Source organism: Enterobacter cloacae complex sp. 2021EL-01169, assembly GCF_020733125.1.
GTDB lineage: Bacteria > Pseudomonadota > Gammaproteobacteria > Enterobacterales > Enterobacteriaceae > Enterobacter > Enterobacter roggenkampii.
Map to the genome: position 1 here is coordinate 212,012 of NZ_JAJFTC010000008.1, position 14,481 is coordinate 226,492.

Annotated in this window: 16 protein-coding genes and 1 other annotated feature (1 of these 17 running past the window's edge); of the genes, 5 read left to right on the plus strand and 11 right to left on the minus strand. The window is 55.8% G+C overall.

Going from position 1 to position 14,481, the window contains the following annotated elements; all coding sequences use genetic code 11:
• Positions 1 to 102 (minus strand) — a sequence feature (Thr leader region) (it extends 16 nt beyond the left edge of the window).
• From thrL to yjjY, 3 genes are all read right to left on the minus strand, one after another.
• Positions 41 to 109, minus strand: a complete 69-nt coding sequence (thrL, locus tag LLF79_RS18950; protein ID WP_015572623.1) for a thr operon leader peptide — start codon at positions 107 to 109, stop codon at positions 41 to 43. It overlaps the preceding feature by 62 nt.
• 211 nt (positions 110 to 320) lie before the next feature.
• A complete protein-coding gene (locus LLF79_RS18955) occupies positions 321 to 1,007 on the minus strand; it encodes a tRNA/rRNA methyltransferase (protein WP_032675919.1) in 687 nt (228 codons plus the stop codon).
• Positions 1,008 to 1,406: 399 nt separating this feature from the next.
• Positions 1,407 to 1,547 (minus strand): protein YjjY, encoded by a 141-nt coding sequence (gene yjjY, locus LLF79_RS18960; protein WP_085928893.1) that lies wholly within the window; start codon positions 1,545 to 1,547, stop codon positions 1,407 to 1,409.
• A 95-nt stretch (positions 1,548 to 1,642) separates the two neighbouring features.
• On the opposite strand from yjjY, the gene arcA reads away from it, so the two are divergent.
• Positions 1,643 to 2,359: a two-component system response regulator ArcA gene (gene arcA / locus LLF79_RS18965; protein WP_003856501.1), complete on the plus strand. Its 717-nt coding sequence runs from the start codon at positions 1,643 to 1,645 to the stop codon at positions 2,357 to 2,359.
• A gap of 46 nt (positions 2,360 to 2,405) precedes the next feature.
• On the opposite strand, the gene creD is transcribed toward arcA, so the two are convergent.
• From creD to creA, 4 genes are read right to left on the minus strand one after another with little or no spacing between them, the layout of a single operon-like run.
• Entirely contained in the window at positions 2,406 to 3,758 is a 1,353-nt protein-coding gene (gene creD, locus LLF79_RS18970) for a cell envelope integrity protein CreD (RefSeq protein WP_227880163.1), read from the minus strand.
• 56 nt (positions 3,759 to 3,814) lie between these two features.
• Complete coding sequence (creC, locus tag LLF79_RS18975; RefSeq protein WP_227880165.1) at positions 3,815 to 5,239, minus strand: two-component system sensor histidine kinase CreC; 1,425 nt, start codon at positions 5,237 to 5,239, stop codon at positions 3,815 to 3,817.
• Positions 5,239 to 5,928, minus strand: a complete 690-nt coding sequence (creB, locus tag LLF79_RS18980; protein WP_032649878.1) for a two-component system response regulator CreB — start codon at positions 5,926 to 5,928, stop codon at positions 5,239 to 5,241. The genes creC and creB overlap by 1 nt, the downstream gene beginning before the upstream one ends.
• A 14-nt stretch (positions 5,929 to 5,942) precedes the next feature.
• Positions 5,943 to 6,413, minus strand: a complete 471-nt coding sequence (gene creA / locus LLF79_RS18985) for a protein CreA (protein WP_021240573.1) — start codon at positions 6,411 to 6,413, stop codon at positions 5,943 to 5,945.
• 211 nt (positions 6,414 to 6,624) lie between these two features.
• Here creA and robA point away from each other — a divergent pair, with 211 nt between their 5' ends.
• Positions 6,625 to 7,494 carry an MDR efflux pump AcrAB transcriptional activator RobA gene (robA, locus tag LLF79_RS18990; RefSeq protein ID WP_008502056.1) on the plus strand — a complete coding sequence of 290 codons (870 nt, stop codon included), beginning with the start codon at positions 6,625 to 6,627 and terminating at the stop codon, positions 7,492 to 7,494.
• Here robA and gpmB read toward each other — a convergent pair.
• Positions 7,491 to 8,138, minus strand: coding sequence for a 2,3-diphosphoglycerate-dependent phosphoglycerate mutase GpmB (gene gpmB, locus LLF79_RS18995; protein WP_008502057.1), 648 nt, complete (start codon positions 8,136 to 8,138; stop codon positions 7,491 to 7,493). The genes robA and gpmB overlap by 4 nt on opposite strands.
• Positions 8,139 to 8,188: 50 nt before the next feature.
• Between gpmB and yjjX the strand changes: the two genes are divergently transcribed.
• Complete coding sequence (gene yjjX, locus LLF79_RS19000) at positions 8,189 to 8,704, plus strand: inosine/xanthosine triphosphatase (protein ID WP_023326667.1); 516 nt, start codon at positions 8,189 to 8,191, stop codon at positions 8,702 to 8,704.
• Here the strand turns inward: yjjX and trpR are convergent.
• Together trpR and sltY are read right to left on the minus strand one after the other, a co-directional pair.
• On the minus strand, positions 8,701 to 9,027 hold the full coding sequence (trpR, locus tag LLF79_RS19005) for a trp operon repressor (protein ID WP_039265268.1): 327 nt from the start codon (positions 9,025 to 9,027) through the stop codon (positions 8,701 to 8,703). The two genes, yjjX and trpR, sit on opposite strands and share 4 nt — an antisense overlap.
• 55 nt (positions 9,028 to 9,082) lie before the next feature.
• Positions 9,083 to 11,020, minus strand: a complete 1,938-nt coding sequence (sltY, locus tag LLF79_RS19010; RefSeq protein ID WP_227880166.1) for a murein transglycosylase — start codon at positions 11,018 to 11,020, stop codon at positions 9,083 to 9,085.
• 227 nt (positions 11,021 to 11,247) lie between these two features.
• On the opposite strand from sltY, the gene ettA reads away from it, so the two are divergent.
• On the plus strand, positions 11,248 to 12,915 hold the full coding sequence (gene ettA / locus LLF79_RS19015; protein WP_021240576.1) for an energy-dependent translational throttle protein EttA: 1,668 nt from the start codon (positions 11,248 to 11,250) through the stop codon (positions 12,913 to 12,915).
• Positions 12,916 to 13,007: 92 nt separating this feature from the next.
• Here ettA and LLF79_RS19020 read toward each other — a convergent pair whose 3' ends face one another.
• The gene (locus LLF79_RS19020; RefSeq protein ID WP_045353184.1) at positions 13,008 to 13,907 is read right to left on the minus strand and encodes a LysR family transcriptional regulator; all 900 of its coding nucleotides are present in this window, start codon (positions 13,905 to 13,907) and stop codon (positions 13,008 to 13,010) included.
• 108 nt (positions 13,908 to 14,015) lie between these two features.
• Here LLF79_RS19020 and LLF79_RS19025 point away from each other — a divergent pair.
• Positions 14,016 to 14,481 (plus strand): alcohol dehydrogenase catalytic domain-containing protein (locus LLF79_RS19025; RefSeq protein ID WP_227880167.1); only part of this gene is annotated, 466 nt, incomplete at its 3' end.

A 14,481-nucleotide genomic window follows, 5' to 3' on the forward strand; every position in this document is an offset into this window, starting at 1 on the left:
CTGTTCAGGTGCGGGCTTTTTTCTGTTTTTCCTGTACGCGTCAGCCCGCATCGTTACCTGTGGTAATGATGATGGTTGTGGTAATGGTGGTGATGCTGATGCGTTTCATGGATGTTGTGTACTCTGTCATTATTATCTGTCTGTGCTGTATTCTTTTAGGGTTAAAGGATCGGGCCCCTTAAGTCAATGGATTTTTAATTTGATCACATTTCGGAAGACTCTCACGTCCCGCTGCGTACCGCTTTATTTTCATCCAATTCCCCCAAACGCAACCCGTTCAGACAGACTTATTCGCCATAATAAAAACTTATGGCAGTATTTTACTCGGTCAATTTTTTTTCAATATCGTGCAGCAAACGGTGCAACATGGCGGTGTCCCGTTGCTCAAGACGACCAAGACGCTGCTGCAGCCAGTCGGCCATTTTCTGATCGTCCGCGACGCCAAGGCTCGATAACAGCCCCTGCACGCGAGTTCGCAGCGCGGCCAGCTGATTTTCATTTGCCGCTTGTGGCTGAGGTTGAGGGATTTGCATTAGGGAGGCTAATTGATAGCAATAGACCATGACCGCCTGGCCCAAATTCAGGGAAGGATAATCGGCCACCATCGGCGCACCGGTAAGAACGTCCGCCAATTCCAGCTCTTCGTTGGTTAATCCGGAATCTTCACGTCCAAATACCAGCGCGGCTTTCTCCAGCCACTGGCTTTTCTCTTCGAGCATGGGTACCAGTTCAGCAGGCGTGGCGTAATAGTGGAACTTCGCCCGGCTGCGCGCGGTGGTTGCAACGGTAAACGAAATGTCATGCAGCGCGTCGGCAAGCGTAGCATAAGTGGTTATATTATCGAGAATATCTCCCGAACCGTGCGCCACCCACCGGGCGGCTGGCTCCAGATGGGCCGTGCTGTCCACAATACGTAAATCGGTAAAACCCATGGTCTTCATCGCACGCGCCGCTGCGCCTATATTTTCTGCTCTGGCTGGTGCAACCAGTACAATCGACAGATGCATTTATGCTCTCTTTTTAATCAGTTAGCCGGTAAAAATGTGATGCACTTCAACATATTACGCAGCGCGAATTTACAAAATTGCAACACAAATCACCGAAATAGCGTTTCATAACAAATTAAAAACGCTAAACTATTCTGTGTCTGAACAATCAGTTAGAATGTTAACAGAACACTATTATCCCTATGTTTTATAATGATAATAGTGACATGAATACTCTATTCTGATTGGATTCGCTTCGTTTATAAATCAATGTCCGCAACTAGTTGGTTTATTGAAAAATTGTGACAAAGGCTAGCATTCGGCTACGATGATTTCATCAAACTGTTAACGTGCTACAATTGAACTTGATATATGTCAACGAAGCGTAGTTTTATTGGGTGTCTGGTGTCACTTAGCCTGTTATGTTGCTGTTAAAATGGTTAGGATGACAGCCGTTTTTGACACTGTCGGGTCCAAAGGGAAAGTACCCAAGACCAAGCTAATGATGTTGTTGACGTTGATGGAAAGTGCATCAAGAACGCAATTACGTACTTTAGTCACGTTAAGCCGATCATGTTAATTTGCGACATGCATCAGGCAGGTCAGGGACTTTTGTACTTCCTGTTTCGATTTAGTTGGCAATTTAGGTAGCAAACATGCAGACCCCGCACATTCTTATCGTTGAAGACGAGTTGGTAACACGCAACACGTTAAAGAGCATTTTCGAAGCAGAAGGCTACGATGTCTTTGAAGCGACCGATGGCGCAGAGATGCATCAGATCCTTTCTGAAAATGATATCAACCTGGTGATCATGGATATTAACCTGCCGGGCAAAAACGGTCTTCTTCTGGCGCGCGAACTGCGCGAGCAGGCGAACGTCGCGTTAATGTTCCTGACGGGCCGTGACAACGAAGTTGATAAAATTCTTGGCCTGGAAATCGGTGCGGATGATTACATCACCAAGCCGTTCAACCCTCGCGAGTTAACCATTCGTGCACGCAACCTGCTGTCCCGCACCATGAACCTGGGCACGGTCAGCGAAGAGCGTCGTAGCGTCGATAGCTACAAATTCAACGGCTGGGAACTTGATATCAATAGCCGTTCGCTGATTAGCCCGAACGGCGAGCAGTATAAACTGCCGCGCAGTGAATTCCGCGCGATGCTGCACTTCTGCGAAAACCCGGGCAAGATCCAGTCCCGTGCAGAGCTGCTGAAGAAAATGACCGGCCGTGAGCTGAAGCCGCACGACCGTACCGTAGACGTCACCATCCGTCGTATTCGTAAGCACTTCGAATCTACGCCAGATACGCCGGAAATCATCGCCACGATCCACGGCGAAGGGTACCGTTTCTGCGGTGACCTGCAGGAGTAATCCCGCAGTTAACGCATTAAAAAACGGCGCATTTGCGCCGTTTTTTTTATTTCCAGATCCGCATCGTATCGTCATCCGGCGATGCAGGTGGCTCAGGCCGCTTCGGCTGTGAAAGTGAATACCAGTCGAGATGTCGGGTCAGGTACATCACGGCGAACAGTGCCAGCGCCAGCACCGCTGACCCCAACAGCAGCGCGCTATCCTCCGAGCGCAGCAAGAACCACATCACCACGTCCAGCCCCAGCAGGGCCAGCACGAACAGCCCGCTACGCTTCCAGCTTTTCAGCACAGCCCGCAGGTACATCCCGTTCATCGCCGCGCCAACCAGACTTGCAACAACCCAAGCTGGCGTAAAGCCGACGTGTTCTGACAGCGCCAACAGCACCAGATAGAACAGCACCAGCGACAGCCCCACCAGCAGATACTGCATCGGGTGCAGGCGCAGCCCGGTCAGAGTTTCGAAAACAAAGAAGGCCATAAACGTCAGCGCAATCAGTAAAATAGCGTACTTTATCGCCCGGTCAGTCAGTTGATACTGATCGGCGGGCGTGGCTACCGTAACGCTAAAAGCAGGGATTGATTCCCACTCTGGCGATTCACTGCCGTTAAACCAGCTCTCAAGATTGTTCGCAAACCAGCTGCTCTGCCAGTTCGCCTGAAAGCCAGAATCACCAATTTTATGCTTTACCGGCAGATAGTTACCCATAAAGCCCGGATGTGGCCAGTTGCTGTTGAGCATCATTTCACTGTTGCGTCCCACAGGAACCACGGCAAAACTCCCCGTTCCGGCCAGATTCAGGGACATCTCCAGGGCAAACGTTTTTGACTCCAGCGTTTTGTCAGTCAGCGGGATATGAATCCCGGAAAGCCCCCCATACACGCCTGAACCCGGCTCTACGCCCAGCGTCTCACCGTTGATACTGGAGACGTTCACCGTGCCAATGCCCCGCGCATCCCCCACGCCGACAACGATAAACGGTTGCCCAAGGGTCATCGTTTCCCCTTTAAGCTGCGCCATTTTCTCGGTGCTGAACCGCACTTTTATCCTGAGATCAGTGTTCCAGATTTGTCCGTCATAGATCCCGATATTTCGGGACTCAACGTGCTGGCTACCTTCAACAACCAGTGACTCCGGCAGAATAAAATGCATATAGCTTTTCTTGTACTCGACTTTCTTCTCATCCTCTACCTTGTAAAAAATCTCCGTTACCGGGATAGCAATCAGCGGCCCGACCAGTTTTTGCGGCCCGCTGGTACTCTGACGCAGCGTATTTTCAACATCATTGCGGTAGCTCTCTCGCTCTGATATCAGGTTACTGACCATAAAAAGCGGGACTAACAGCAGCAGGATGCACCCCAGCAGGGTGCTAACTTTCCAGAACAGGGGGGATTTCATCATTACGTCTCCTTTGTGATGAGGAGAGCGTAACCAGGCTATGTGGGGCCAGTTTGAAGTTATGTGAAGGGACGGTGAAGTCTCAGCGTGGCCATCACGCCACCTTCATCACGATTACGCAATGTAATCTCTCCCTGATGCAGACGCGCCACCTCCTGAACAAACGCCAGCCCGAGCCCGCTGCTCTTTAACCCGTTCTCGCGCGGAAGGGAATAAAAGCGCTCAAAAATACGCTCCAGCGCGTAATCCGGGATCCCGCTTCCGCTGTCGGTGACGATCAGCTCTACCTGCCTGCGATCTTCACGGGCCGCCAGCGCAATGGCGCCACCCTGCGGGGTGAAATCGATAGCGTTATCCAGCAAATTGCCGAGCGCCTGTTCGAGAAGGTCGGGATCGCCCGCCACGTAAAGCGATGTCGGCTGAAGGGTCAGCACAATTTCTTTCGCTGCCAACAGCGTCGCTCGCGCGTCTGCAAGCCGAGTGAAGAGCGAGTCAACGCTGACAGCATCAGGCGTAATCTCGACACGATTTTCAAGCCGCGCCTGAGTGAGCAGCTTTTCAACCAGCGACTGCATGCGCGCATTTTGCACCAGAATATTATCGATAAACCGCGTGGCAACCTGCGGCGGCGGCTGCTCGGAGAGAATTTCTGCCGCGCCGCGTATAGCGGCGATGGGGCTTTTCAGCTCATGGGTCAGCGCATGGACATAGCGTTCAATGTAGTTTTTTCCTTCAAGGCGAATACGCATATTTTCCAGCGCCTGTGCCAGCTTTTGCAGCTCGCTACTGCCTGGATTAGGCAATGGGAGAGGCGTATCGGTGGTTACCGAGTCGGCATAGCGCGATAACGTACCGATAGATCGATTGATCCACCACGCCACCGCCAAGCCAATCAGCAGGGCAATGCCGAGCAGCGCACCGCCTGCCCACAGTATCCGTCGCTCGCTGCGGTGAATCACCGGCGCCATCGCGCTGTTCGGTTTCCCCACGGACAGCACGCCGATAATCTTGCCCTGATCCACAACCGGCGCGGCAACATACATCACCGTGCTCTCCGGATCGTCGGGATGGCTCTGGGTACTGCGCGCGCCGTATTCGCCGCGAAGCGTCAGCCAGACATCGTTCCAGCGCGAGTAATCTTGCCCCACGGCCAGACCGGCGGAATCAAACACGACGCGGCCCTGCGCATCGGTCATGTAGACGTGATACTCGTTACGCACTTTATGGATCCCGCCGATATTGGCGCGGAAAGGGCGCTGATGAAGCTGGGAAAAGGCCTGTGCCAGCTTGCCCTGCTGCGCATGACCCGAAAGCAAATCATCACGTCCGATTTCGGCCAACAGGGTCGCGGTATCGATTAACGTGCCCTCGGTTGCCCTGCGCACGCCGGGCTTCACTTCCTGAACAAAGATCGACAGCACAAACCACGCGGCAATGGCCACGATGAGGAAGTATCCCAGCAACAACCGCATCCCAATGCGCATCAGTAAAGGCCCAGACTGTAGCCCATACCGCGATGGGTGCTGATGGGGGACAGTTCCTCGTTCACCGCCCGCAGCTTGGCGCGCAGGGTTTTGATGTGGGTGTCCACGGTACGATCGAAGCTGTCGCCGTCTTCACCCCATACCTTGTCCATGAGCTGCTGACGCGAAAAGACCCGCCCGGGTGCCTGTAACAAGGTTTTGAGCAGCAAGAATTCGTAGCGGGTCAAGGGCAGTGCTTCCCCGCACCAGCTGATTCGCGCGGCAGGTTCGTTCAGTTCAAACTGCCCGATACGCAACGTTTCTGACGGTGCAGCGGATTTTTGCATGCGCCTCAAAATCGTCCGCACCCGGGCGCAGACTTCACGAGGGGAGAAAGGTTTCGCAACGTAGTCATCAGCGCCCATTTCCAGGCCAAGCAGCTTATCGACTTCATCACTGCGCGCCGTCAGAAACAGCACAGGCAGCGAGGGATGCTGCGCCAGCAGCCGACGGCAAAGCTCAAACCCGCTGATGTCGGGCAGTCCGACATCCAGAATGGCGAGCGCCGGAACCTGCCGCCGCGCCTCCTCCAACACGGGTAAGCCGCGTTCAAACGCCTTTACCGCGAATCCTTCCTGCTGAAGCATGTAGATCAGCGTATCGGCGATACTGGTTTCGTCTTCAACCAGCCAGACCACAGGTTGTTGCATGATTCATCCCTGAATTACTGCCACGGCATAATCGGCACCGCGCTGATCGCGTTTTTCGGTGAACCTTCCACCACTTTGTCGGAATAGGCCAGGTAAGCCAGCGTATTGCGTTTGGCATCGTAGAAACGCACAACCTGCAGCTTTTTGAACACCAGCGAGGTTCGTTTCTGGAATACCACGTCGCCCTGCGCTTTGCCGTTTTTAATTTTATCGCTCAATTCAACCGGGCCCACCTGCTGACAGGAGATCGCCGCATCGGAGGTGTCTTCCGCCAGCCCCAGACCGCCCTTGATACCGCCCGTTTTCGCACGGCTGACATAGCAGGTGACGTTTTTCACGTCCGGATCGTCAAACGCCTCCACCACGATTTTGTGGTCCGGGCCAAACATTTTGAACACGGTGTCGACAGAACCTATCTGTTCCGCCTGTGCCACGCGCCCGGCCATCAACATCAGCGCGGTGAAGAGCAAAGTCTTGTATTTCATATTGTTACCATTCTTTAAAATTACACTGAGCGATTATTCAACACTTTAGACAAAAATGTAGCAAGATCACAGGATTAGAATATATTTGCCCATAATGCCCTGCAAAAAGCATGAATGCGCAAAAAAAACACTGAATGCTAAAACATCAAAAAATGCTATTATCCGCTAACCTGTTATCAGGCACCTGCTGTTTTAAGGATGAGGATAGTATATGGATCAGGCTGGAATTATTCGCGACCTGCTCACCTGGCTGGAAGGTCATCTCGACCAGCCTTTGTCACTGGATAATGTGGCGGCTAAAGCAGGCTATTCCAAGTGGCATCTGCAAAGGATGTTCAAGGATGTCACCGGTCATGCTATCGGGGCCTATATTCGCGCACGTCGTTTATCGAAATCTGCTGTGGCTCTGCGCCTGACCGCGCGCCCGATTCTTGATATTGCCCTGCAATATCGTTTCGATTCGCAGCAGACCTTCACCCGCGCCTTTAAAAAACAGTTCTCGTTGACGCCAGCGCTGTATCGTCGCTCGCCTGACTGGAGCTCGTTTGGCATGCGTCCGCCGCTGCGTCTGGGCGAGTTCGCGATGCCGAAGTATGAAATTATTACCCTGCCGGAAACCCATCTGATCGGCACGACGCAGAGCTACTCCTGTTCGCTGGAGCAGATTTCCGAGTTCCGTCATCAGATGCGCGTCCAGTTCTGGCGCGACTTCCTGAGCCACGCACCGGCGATCCCGCCTATTCTGTATGGTCTCAACGAAACGCACCCAAGCCAGGAAAAGGACGACGAGCAGGAGGTGTTCTACACCACCGCGCTGACGCCAGAGATGGCCAATGGCTACATTCAGGGTTCAAAACCTGTCGTGCTGGAAGGCGGTGAATACGTGATGTTCGCCTATGAAGGGCTGGGAACGGGCGTTCAGGAGTTCATCCTGACCGTTTACGGAACCTGCATGCCGATGCTGAATCTGAATCGCCGTAAGGGTCAGGACATTGAGCGCTACTACCCGGCGCAGGATGCCAAACCGGAAGAAGGCCCAATCAATCTGCGTATGGAATTCTTGATTCCGATACGTCGTTAACGCTGCAGTTCGTCAAGCGCAGGGGCATCGAGATGCGAAATGTCCCCTGCCATCTCCACCACCCAACCTGACGCCAGCCATGCGCTCTCCTGATAATCAATTCGGGAAATAGAGCAGTTGCGCAGACGCAAACGGCGCTCAGCGTAAGCCGGTAGTCCCAGAATGGTGCTCACCAGGCATCCCAACGCAATCCCATGACTCACCAGCAGCGGACGGCTTCCCGCCGGGAGCTTCAGGCATTCCGCCAGGGCGGCATGCATACGTACGCTGAGCTCCTGCATGGATTCGCCCTCAGGAATACGGCCATCTTCGGTACCGTTTACCAGCGTGCGGCGCCAGCCCTCTTCCGTTTCCGTCAGCGTATCGATATGGCGTTTTTCCAGCACGCCCATATCCAGCTCGCGCAGGCGCGGCTCAAGCATGACGTCACAGCCGCAGGCGTCCGCGATGATGCGCGCCGTCTGCTGTGTGCGACCTAAATCGCTGGTAATCACGTGGGTAATGCCCAGCGTTCTGGCGCGTTCCGCCACCTGCCACGCTTGCTGCACACCCTTCTCAGTGAGAGGACTGTCTGACTGGCCTTGAATACGTCGCTCGGCGTTCCACTGCGTTTCACCGTGGCGAACAAGGTATACCTGTAACATGCTTTTTTTCCGTTATACTGCGATGAGTTTTTTTTGAATCGAGCTTAATTATGCACCATGTTGTCTCTGCTACCACTAATCCTGCCAAAATTCAGGCAATTCTAAGGGCATTTGACGAGATCTTCGGCGCAGGATCCTGCCATATTGAGGCCATCGGCGTCGAGAGTGGCGTTCCTGAACAGCCGTTTGGCAGCGAGGAAACGCGCGCTGGCGCACGAAATCGCGTGGCAAATGCCAGGGCTGCGGCCCCGGATGCGGACTTTTGGGTGGCGATTGAAGCCGGTATCGACGAAGGCGCAACCTTTAGCTGGGTGGTGATCGAAAGCCGCGAGCAGCGCGGCGAAGCGCGTTCGGCCACCCTGCCCCTGCCGGAGATCATTCTGGAAAAAGTGCGTGCGGGTGAAGCGCTCGGGCCGGTGATGTCGGAGTACACCGGCATTGATGAGATTGGCCGTAAAGAAGGGGCGATTGGCGTCTTTACCGCCGGTGCGCTGACGCGTTCAGGCGTTTACCATCAGGCGGTGATCCTGGCGTTAAGCCCGTTCCATAACGCGATCTATCGTTAGGCGTTTTTCAACAACACCGCTTCCAGCCACTGGCGCAGCTCAACGGGCGCCGACTTCAGGCTGTTCGATCCGCGGGTAATCGTCGCAATGCCCGCGCCGAGCTCATTTTTCAGCTCGCGCTGGCTCATCTCGCCGCGCAGCAGCTCTTCAATGATCCGCACGCGCGTGCCCAGCGCCTCACGCTCGTCTGGCGTGAGCATTAGCTGCATCAGGGGTAAATGCAAATCCTGCTCGTAAGACTGGCGAAGCAGCTCCACAAAACGAAGCCACTCCTGGTTACGCTGTTCGGCCATCGCCGAGGAATATGGGGAATGCTGGGTCATGTTATGCTGCCTCTTGTACTCTTTAGCGAGTACAGCATAACACAACCCACGCCGATCAGTAACGTCTCTGCCACTCGGCATCGCTCATCAGGGTATCTTTCTGCCCCATGAAGTAGCGATAGTAGGCGTCATAAGCCAGCACGTTCTTCACGTAGCCGCGCGTTTCCGAGAACGGGATGCTCTCGACAAACGCCACGGCGTCGATGCGTCCGGCGCTGTTGCCGAGCCAGGTGCGCACACGACCCGGCCCCGCGTTGTATGCCGCCGACGCGAAGATACGGTTATTGCCGAACTGCTGATACACATACTGCAGGTAGCTGGTACCGATGTTGATGTTGGTATCCGGATCGAGAAGCTGTGACGGGCTACTGTATCCAGGGATGTTAAACATCTTCACCGTGTGCGTCGCCGTGCCCGGCATAATCTGCATCAGGCCGCTGGCGCCCACCGGGGAACGGACTTTCGGGTTCCAGGCGCTTTCCTGACGGGCAATCGCCATCGCGTAACTTTGCGGGATATCTTTGCCGCGGGTGTAGCGATCGAACAGATCCTTGTAAGCCAGCGGGAAACGCTCTTCGAGATGATCCCACAGCTTACCGGCGATCGTCGCCTGCACGCTCAGATCCCACCAGTGGTTATCAAACGCATAGCGGGCAAGCTGAGCTTTTTCATCGGTGGTGCGGCTGGTCACCAGATTCGCCCACTCGCTGCGCGCGGTGTTGTCCATATTCCAGTACATCAGCTCTCGAACGCGCGCCATTTCTGGCCCCTGGGTCAGCGCCGGATTCGCGTTAGCGGGCGCTTTATCGATGCGGAAGGTGTACTCCTCGCCCAGGCGCTGCGCGGCCGCCATCGGGTAGAACCCGCGCTGCTGCATCAGCGTATGGAGGATATCTTTGGCTTCATCATCACGACCGCGTTCCAGCAGCAGATCGGCCTGCCAGTAACGCCATTCATCTTTCTCCTTGGCCTCCATAGGCAACCGGGCGAGCCAGGTATTGAGCCCACGACGGTCGCCCGTACCCAGCGCCATTCGCACGCGGCGTTCCACCAGCGACGTGGAGTTCGAACGCATAATCGCATCGTCTCGCCAGCGCGCCTGCTCGTCGGTCACATCGGTGCCCATCAGTCGCCACGCCACGATATCGCGCAGCTCCTGCGTTTGCTCCTCATTAAGCTGCTGCGCCTGCACCAGCTGCGGGATCATCAGCCGCGCGTTTTCCACATCGTCACGCGCCACGCTGGCAAAAGCCACCGCCGCCATCTGGCGGGTAAAATCGGTCGCGCCCGTACTGCGGGCAAAGGTCAGGACGCTGTTGGGATCGTTTGCCAGCGAGATAACTGCCGTGGAGATAGTCTGGTAATCGGACGGCATCTGCCCCGCCAGCGCAGTCACCAGACGCGTATTACCGGCTTTCATCGCCAGGCGGATACGCTCAAGGTAGGACAGCGGATCCTGCTTGCCGGAAGCACGCCACGCGCCGAACAGGGAATCACAGGCGTTCGGCTGGTTTTTCCCGGTCAGCCAGAGCTCTTTCGCCCCGGCCCAGGCCTCTTCCTGCTGGCCGGTCGCCCATTTTGCGTAGTAGTAGTTACACTGCGCTTCGGTGGTATTCGGCTTTTCAGGGCTAAACGCCAGCAGCCCGCGCCAGTCTTCACGTCGCGCCAGTTCGTTCACAAAACGAGACTGAAGATTCCGGGCTGGCGGCAGGGTCGGGTTCGCCTGAATGAAGTTATTCACGGTAACGGTGGGCTGGTTCATGAGATCGTCCGTAATTTGACGATACTCCAGATACGGATACAGCGGATAATCCTTGAGCGTCGGCATCAGCGCCTGCACGGTATCCATCTGCTTGTTGTCCCATGCCTGCTTAATCTGGGCATACCGGTTACGTTGTTCATCCAGTGAATCGGCATGCACCGCCTGGCTTACCGCCATTACGCATACGCTGGCAGCCAGCAGACGCCAGACCACCCGTTTGGCTTTTTCCACAAGCTCTTCCTCATTGTTTTTTCGTCAATTGCAGCGTCTTGCCACGTCAAAGTCTCATTAACTTATGCTAACCAGGCATCCTGCAACGCGCCACGTCATGGACACTTTTTTACCTTTCTTGCGCGTTTTAACACTCCCGACGTTCCTGGCTGGGATTAGGGCGGGAAAAAGGCTACACTTCGAGGCTGAAATTCCTTCTCATTACGATAAAAGAGGCGAAGTCCAACGTGGCTCAATTCGTTTATACCATGCATCGTGTCGGCAAAGTTGTCCCGCCGAAACGTCATATTCTTAAAAATATCTCGCTGAGCTTCTTCCCGGGCGCAAAAATCGGTGTTCTGGGTCTCAACGGTGCCGGTAAGTCCACCCTGCTGCGCATCATGGCCGGCATTGATACAGACATCGAAGGTGAAGCCCGTCCGCAGCCTGGCATCAAGATTGGTTACCTGCCGCAGGAACCTCAGCTGAACCCGGAACACACCGTTCGCGAATCCGTTGAAGAAGCGGTGTCCGAAGTGGTTAACGCCCTGAAAGGTCTGGATGAAGTGTATGCCAAATATGCCGAACCGGATGCGGACTTCGACAAGCTGGCCGCACAGCAGGGCAAGTATGAAGAGATCATCCAGGCGCACGACGGTCACAACCTGAACGTGCAGCTGGAGCGCGCGGCGGATGCCCTGCGTCTGCCGGACTGGGATGCAAAAATCGCGAACCTCTCCGGGGGTGAACGCCGCCGCGTGGCGCTGTGCCGCCTGCTGCTGGAAAAACCAGACATGCTGCTGCTCGACGAACCGACTAACCACCTGGATGCGGAATCCGTGGCGTGGCTGGAGCGCTTCCTGCACGACTTCGAAGGCACCGTTGTGGCGATCACCCACGACCGTTACTTCCTCGACAACGTCGCCGGCTGGATCCTGGAGCTGGACCGCGGTGAAGGTATTCCGTGGGAAGGCAACTACTCCTCCTGGCTGGAGCAGAAAGATCAGCGTCTGGCTCAGGAAGCGTCTCAGGAAGCGGCGCGCCGTAAGTCTATCGAGAAAGAGCTGGAGTGGGTGCGTCAGGGCACGAAAGGCCGTCAGTCTAAGGGCAAAGCCCGTCTGGCACGCTTCGAAGAGCTGAACAACACCGAATACCAGAAACGTAACGAAACCAACGAACTGTTTATTCCACCTGGAGCACGTCTGGGGGATAAAGTGGTTGAAGTGACCAACCTGCGTAAGTCCTACGGCGACCGCGTGCTGATCGACGATCTGACCTTCTCCGTACCGAAAGGCGCTATCGTGGGCATCATCGGTCCGAACGGCGCGGGTAAATCGACCCTGTTCCGCATGATGTCCGGTCAGGAACAGCCAGACAGCGGCTCTATCACCCTGGGTGAGACCGTGAAGCTGGCCTCCGTTGACCAGTTCCGTGACGCGATGGATAACAGCAAAACCGTGTGGGAAGAAGTCTCCGGCGGTCTGGATATCATGCGTATCGGCAACACCGAGATGCCAAGCCGCGCCTACGTTGGCCGCTTTAACTTCAAAGGCACCGACCAGGGCAAACGCGTGGGCGAGCTGTCCGGCGGTGAGCGCGGTCGCCTGCACCTGGCGAAGCTGCTGCAGGTGGGCGGTAACGTTCTGCTGCTCGATGAACCAACAAACGACCTGGATATCGAAACCCTGCGCGCGCTGGAAAACGCCCTGCTGGAGTTCCCGGGCTGTGCAATGGTTATCTCGCACGACCGCTGGTTCCTTGACCGTATCGCGACCCACATTCTGGACTACCAGGATGAAGGTAAAGTGGAGTTCTTCGAAGGTAACTTCACCGAATACGAAGAGTACAAGAAACGCACGCTGGGCGCCGACGCGCTGGAGCCGAAGCGTATTAAGTACAAGCGTATTTCTAAGTAAGTGCTCAAAAGCCGGGTGGCGCTCACGCTTACCCGGCCTACGGTTCTGCGCTGTTTGTAGGCCGGGTAAGGCGAAGCCGCCACCCGGCTTTTTTATTTACCCACGTAATACCGCTTCACCTCATCAAACTGCATTGCAAAGTCGATATAGCTCATCAGCGCGGGTGAGTTGAGCTTACGGCTCGGATAGGCCAGCCACAGGTCGTTTCCTTCAACATTCCACTCCGGCAGTACCTGCACCAGCGCCCCTTTCTCGACCTTATCTTCCAGCAAAAAAGCCGGAAGGAGCGTAATCCCCGCACCGGCAATCGCACATTCGCGGGCGTATACCAGGTTATCGGTCATGTGCGCGTTATCCGGCAGGTAGCGGTAATCCTCGCTCTCGCTTCGCAGAAGCCACTCTGACCACGCCCGATGCGTAATGCTGCGGTGCTCCACCAGCTGACGGGGATGCGTCAGCGGCGCCCGGCGCGCCAGATAGTCCGGCGAAGCCAGCATATAGCGCGGGCAGTGCCCGATCATGCGGCCAATCAGGGAGGAGTCCTGCGGCTTGCCGGTACGCAGCGCCACGTCAAAGCCGGCCTCGACCAGATCCACCACGTCATCAGAGATCGACACGTCCAGCGAAACCTCAGGATAGCGAAGCTGGAACTCGGCATTCATATGCGCCAGCAGCGTCGCGCCAATCCCCGCCGGGCAGGTGATGCGCAGCCGCCCGCTGGGGTTTTCGCGCAGGCGCTGGATGGCGTACTCCGCCCGCTCGCTGGCTGCCAGCATTTCGCGGCAGTGCACCAGATAGTGCTCGCCCGCAAACGTCAGGTTCAGCCTGCGCGTGGTGCGGTTAAGCAGGCGAATGCCCACCTGCTGCTCCAGCTGGCTAATCCGCTGGCTCACGCTGGATTTTGGCAGCTCCGCCTTCTGGGCTGCCGCGGTAAAGCTGCCCATCTCGGCCACCAGCGCGAATAGCGCCATATCCTGCAGCTGTTTAAACATGATTGTTCATCCTGTACGAACGCTGAGTTCTTGATTGTCCATCTTATCATGCAGATGGCCACTTAATAGACTAGCCTCAACAAAACGCATGCCATTGAGGAGCACACCATGTCAGTTAAAGCCATCGCCGTTAACCCTGAAAATCCCTCTACTTTCATTGAAATCACTCCACCGATGCCGCAGCCCGGCGAGCACGATCTGCTGGTGGAGGTGAAAGCCGTCTCCGTTAACCCGGTCGATACCAAAGTCCACGCGGGCATTGCTAAAAGCGGGCTGAAGGAGCCGCGCGTGCTGGGTTGGGATGCCAGCGGGATCGTCAAAGCCGTTGGGGCTGGCGTCACCGGATTCAAAGCGGGAGATGAAGTGTGGTACGCAGGCGACATCACTCGTCCGGGCAGCAACACCACACATCAGCTGATCGATGCGCGCATTGTCGGGCACAAACCGTCAAGCCTCGGCTGGGCGGCTGCCGCCGCGCTGCCGTTGACCGCGCTCACCGCGTGGGAAGGCCTGTTTGAACGGCTGAATATTCAGGATGCCGGTACGGACAAAACCCTGCTGATCGTCGGCGGGG

Bases quoted from the DNA above. Each gene is read 5' to 3' on its own strand.
- LLF79_RS18955 (WP_032675919.1), bottom strand. From the start codon at position 1,007: ATGCATCTGTCGATTGTACTGGTTGCACCAGCCAGAGCAGAAAATATA.
- arcA (WP_003856501.1), top strand. From the start codon at position 1,643: ATGCAGACCCCGCACATTCTTATCGTTGAAGACGAGTTGGTAACACGC.
- creD (WP_227880163.1), bottom strand. From the start codon at position 3,758: ATGATGAAATCCCCCCTGTTCTGGAAAGTTAGCACCCTGCTGGGGTGC.
- creC (WP_227880165.1), bottom strand. From the start codon at position 5,239: ATGCGCATTGGGATGCGGTTGTTGCTGGGATACTTCCTCATCGTGGCC.
- creB (WP_032649878.1), bottom strand. From the start codon at position 5,928: ATGCAACAACCTGTGGTCTGGCTGGTTGAAGACGAAACCAGTATCGCC.
- creA (WP_021240573.1), bottom strand. From the start codon at position 6,413: ATGAAATACAAGACTTTGCTCTTCACCGCGCTGATGTTGATGGCCGGG.
- robA (WP_008502056.1), top strand. From the start codon at position 6,625: ATGGATCAGGCTGGAATTATTCGCGACCTGCTCACCTGGCTGGAAGGT.
- gpmB (WP_008502057.1), bottom strand. From the start codon at position 8,138: ATGTTACAGGTATACCTTGTTCGCCACGGTGAAACGCAGTGGAACGCC.
- yjjX (WP_023326667.1), top strand. From the start codon at position 8,189: ATGCACCATGTTGTCTCTGCTACCACTAATCCTGCCAAAATTCAGGCA.
- trpR (WP_039265268.1), bottom strand. From the start codon at position 9,027: ATGACCCAGCATTCCCCATATTCCTCGGCGATGGCCGAACAGCGTAAC.
- LLF79_RS19020 (WP_045353184.1), bottom strand. From the start codon at position 13,907: ATGTTTAAACAGCTGCAGGATATGGCGCTATTCGCGCTGGTGGCCGAG.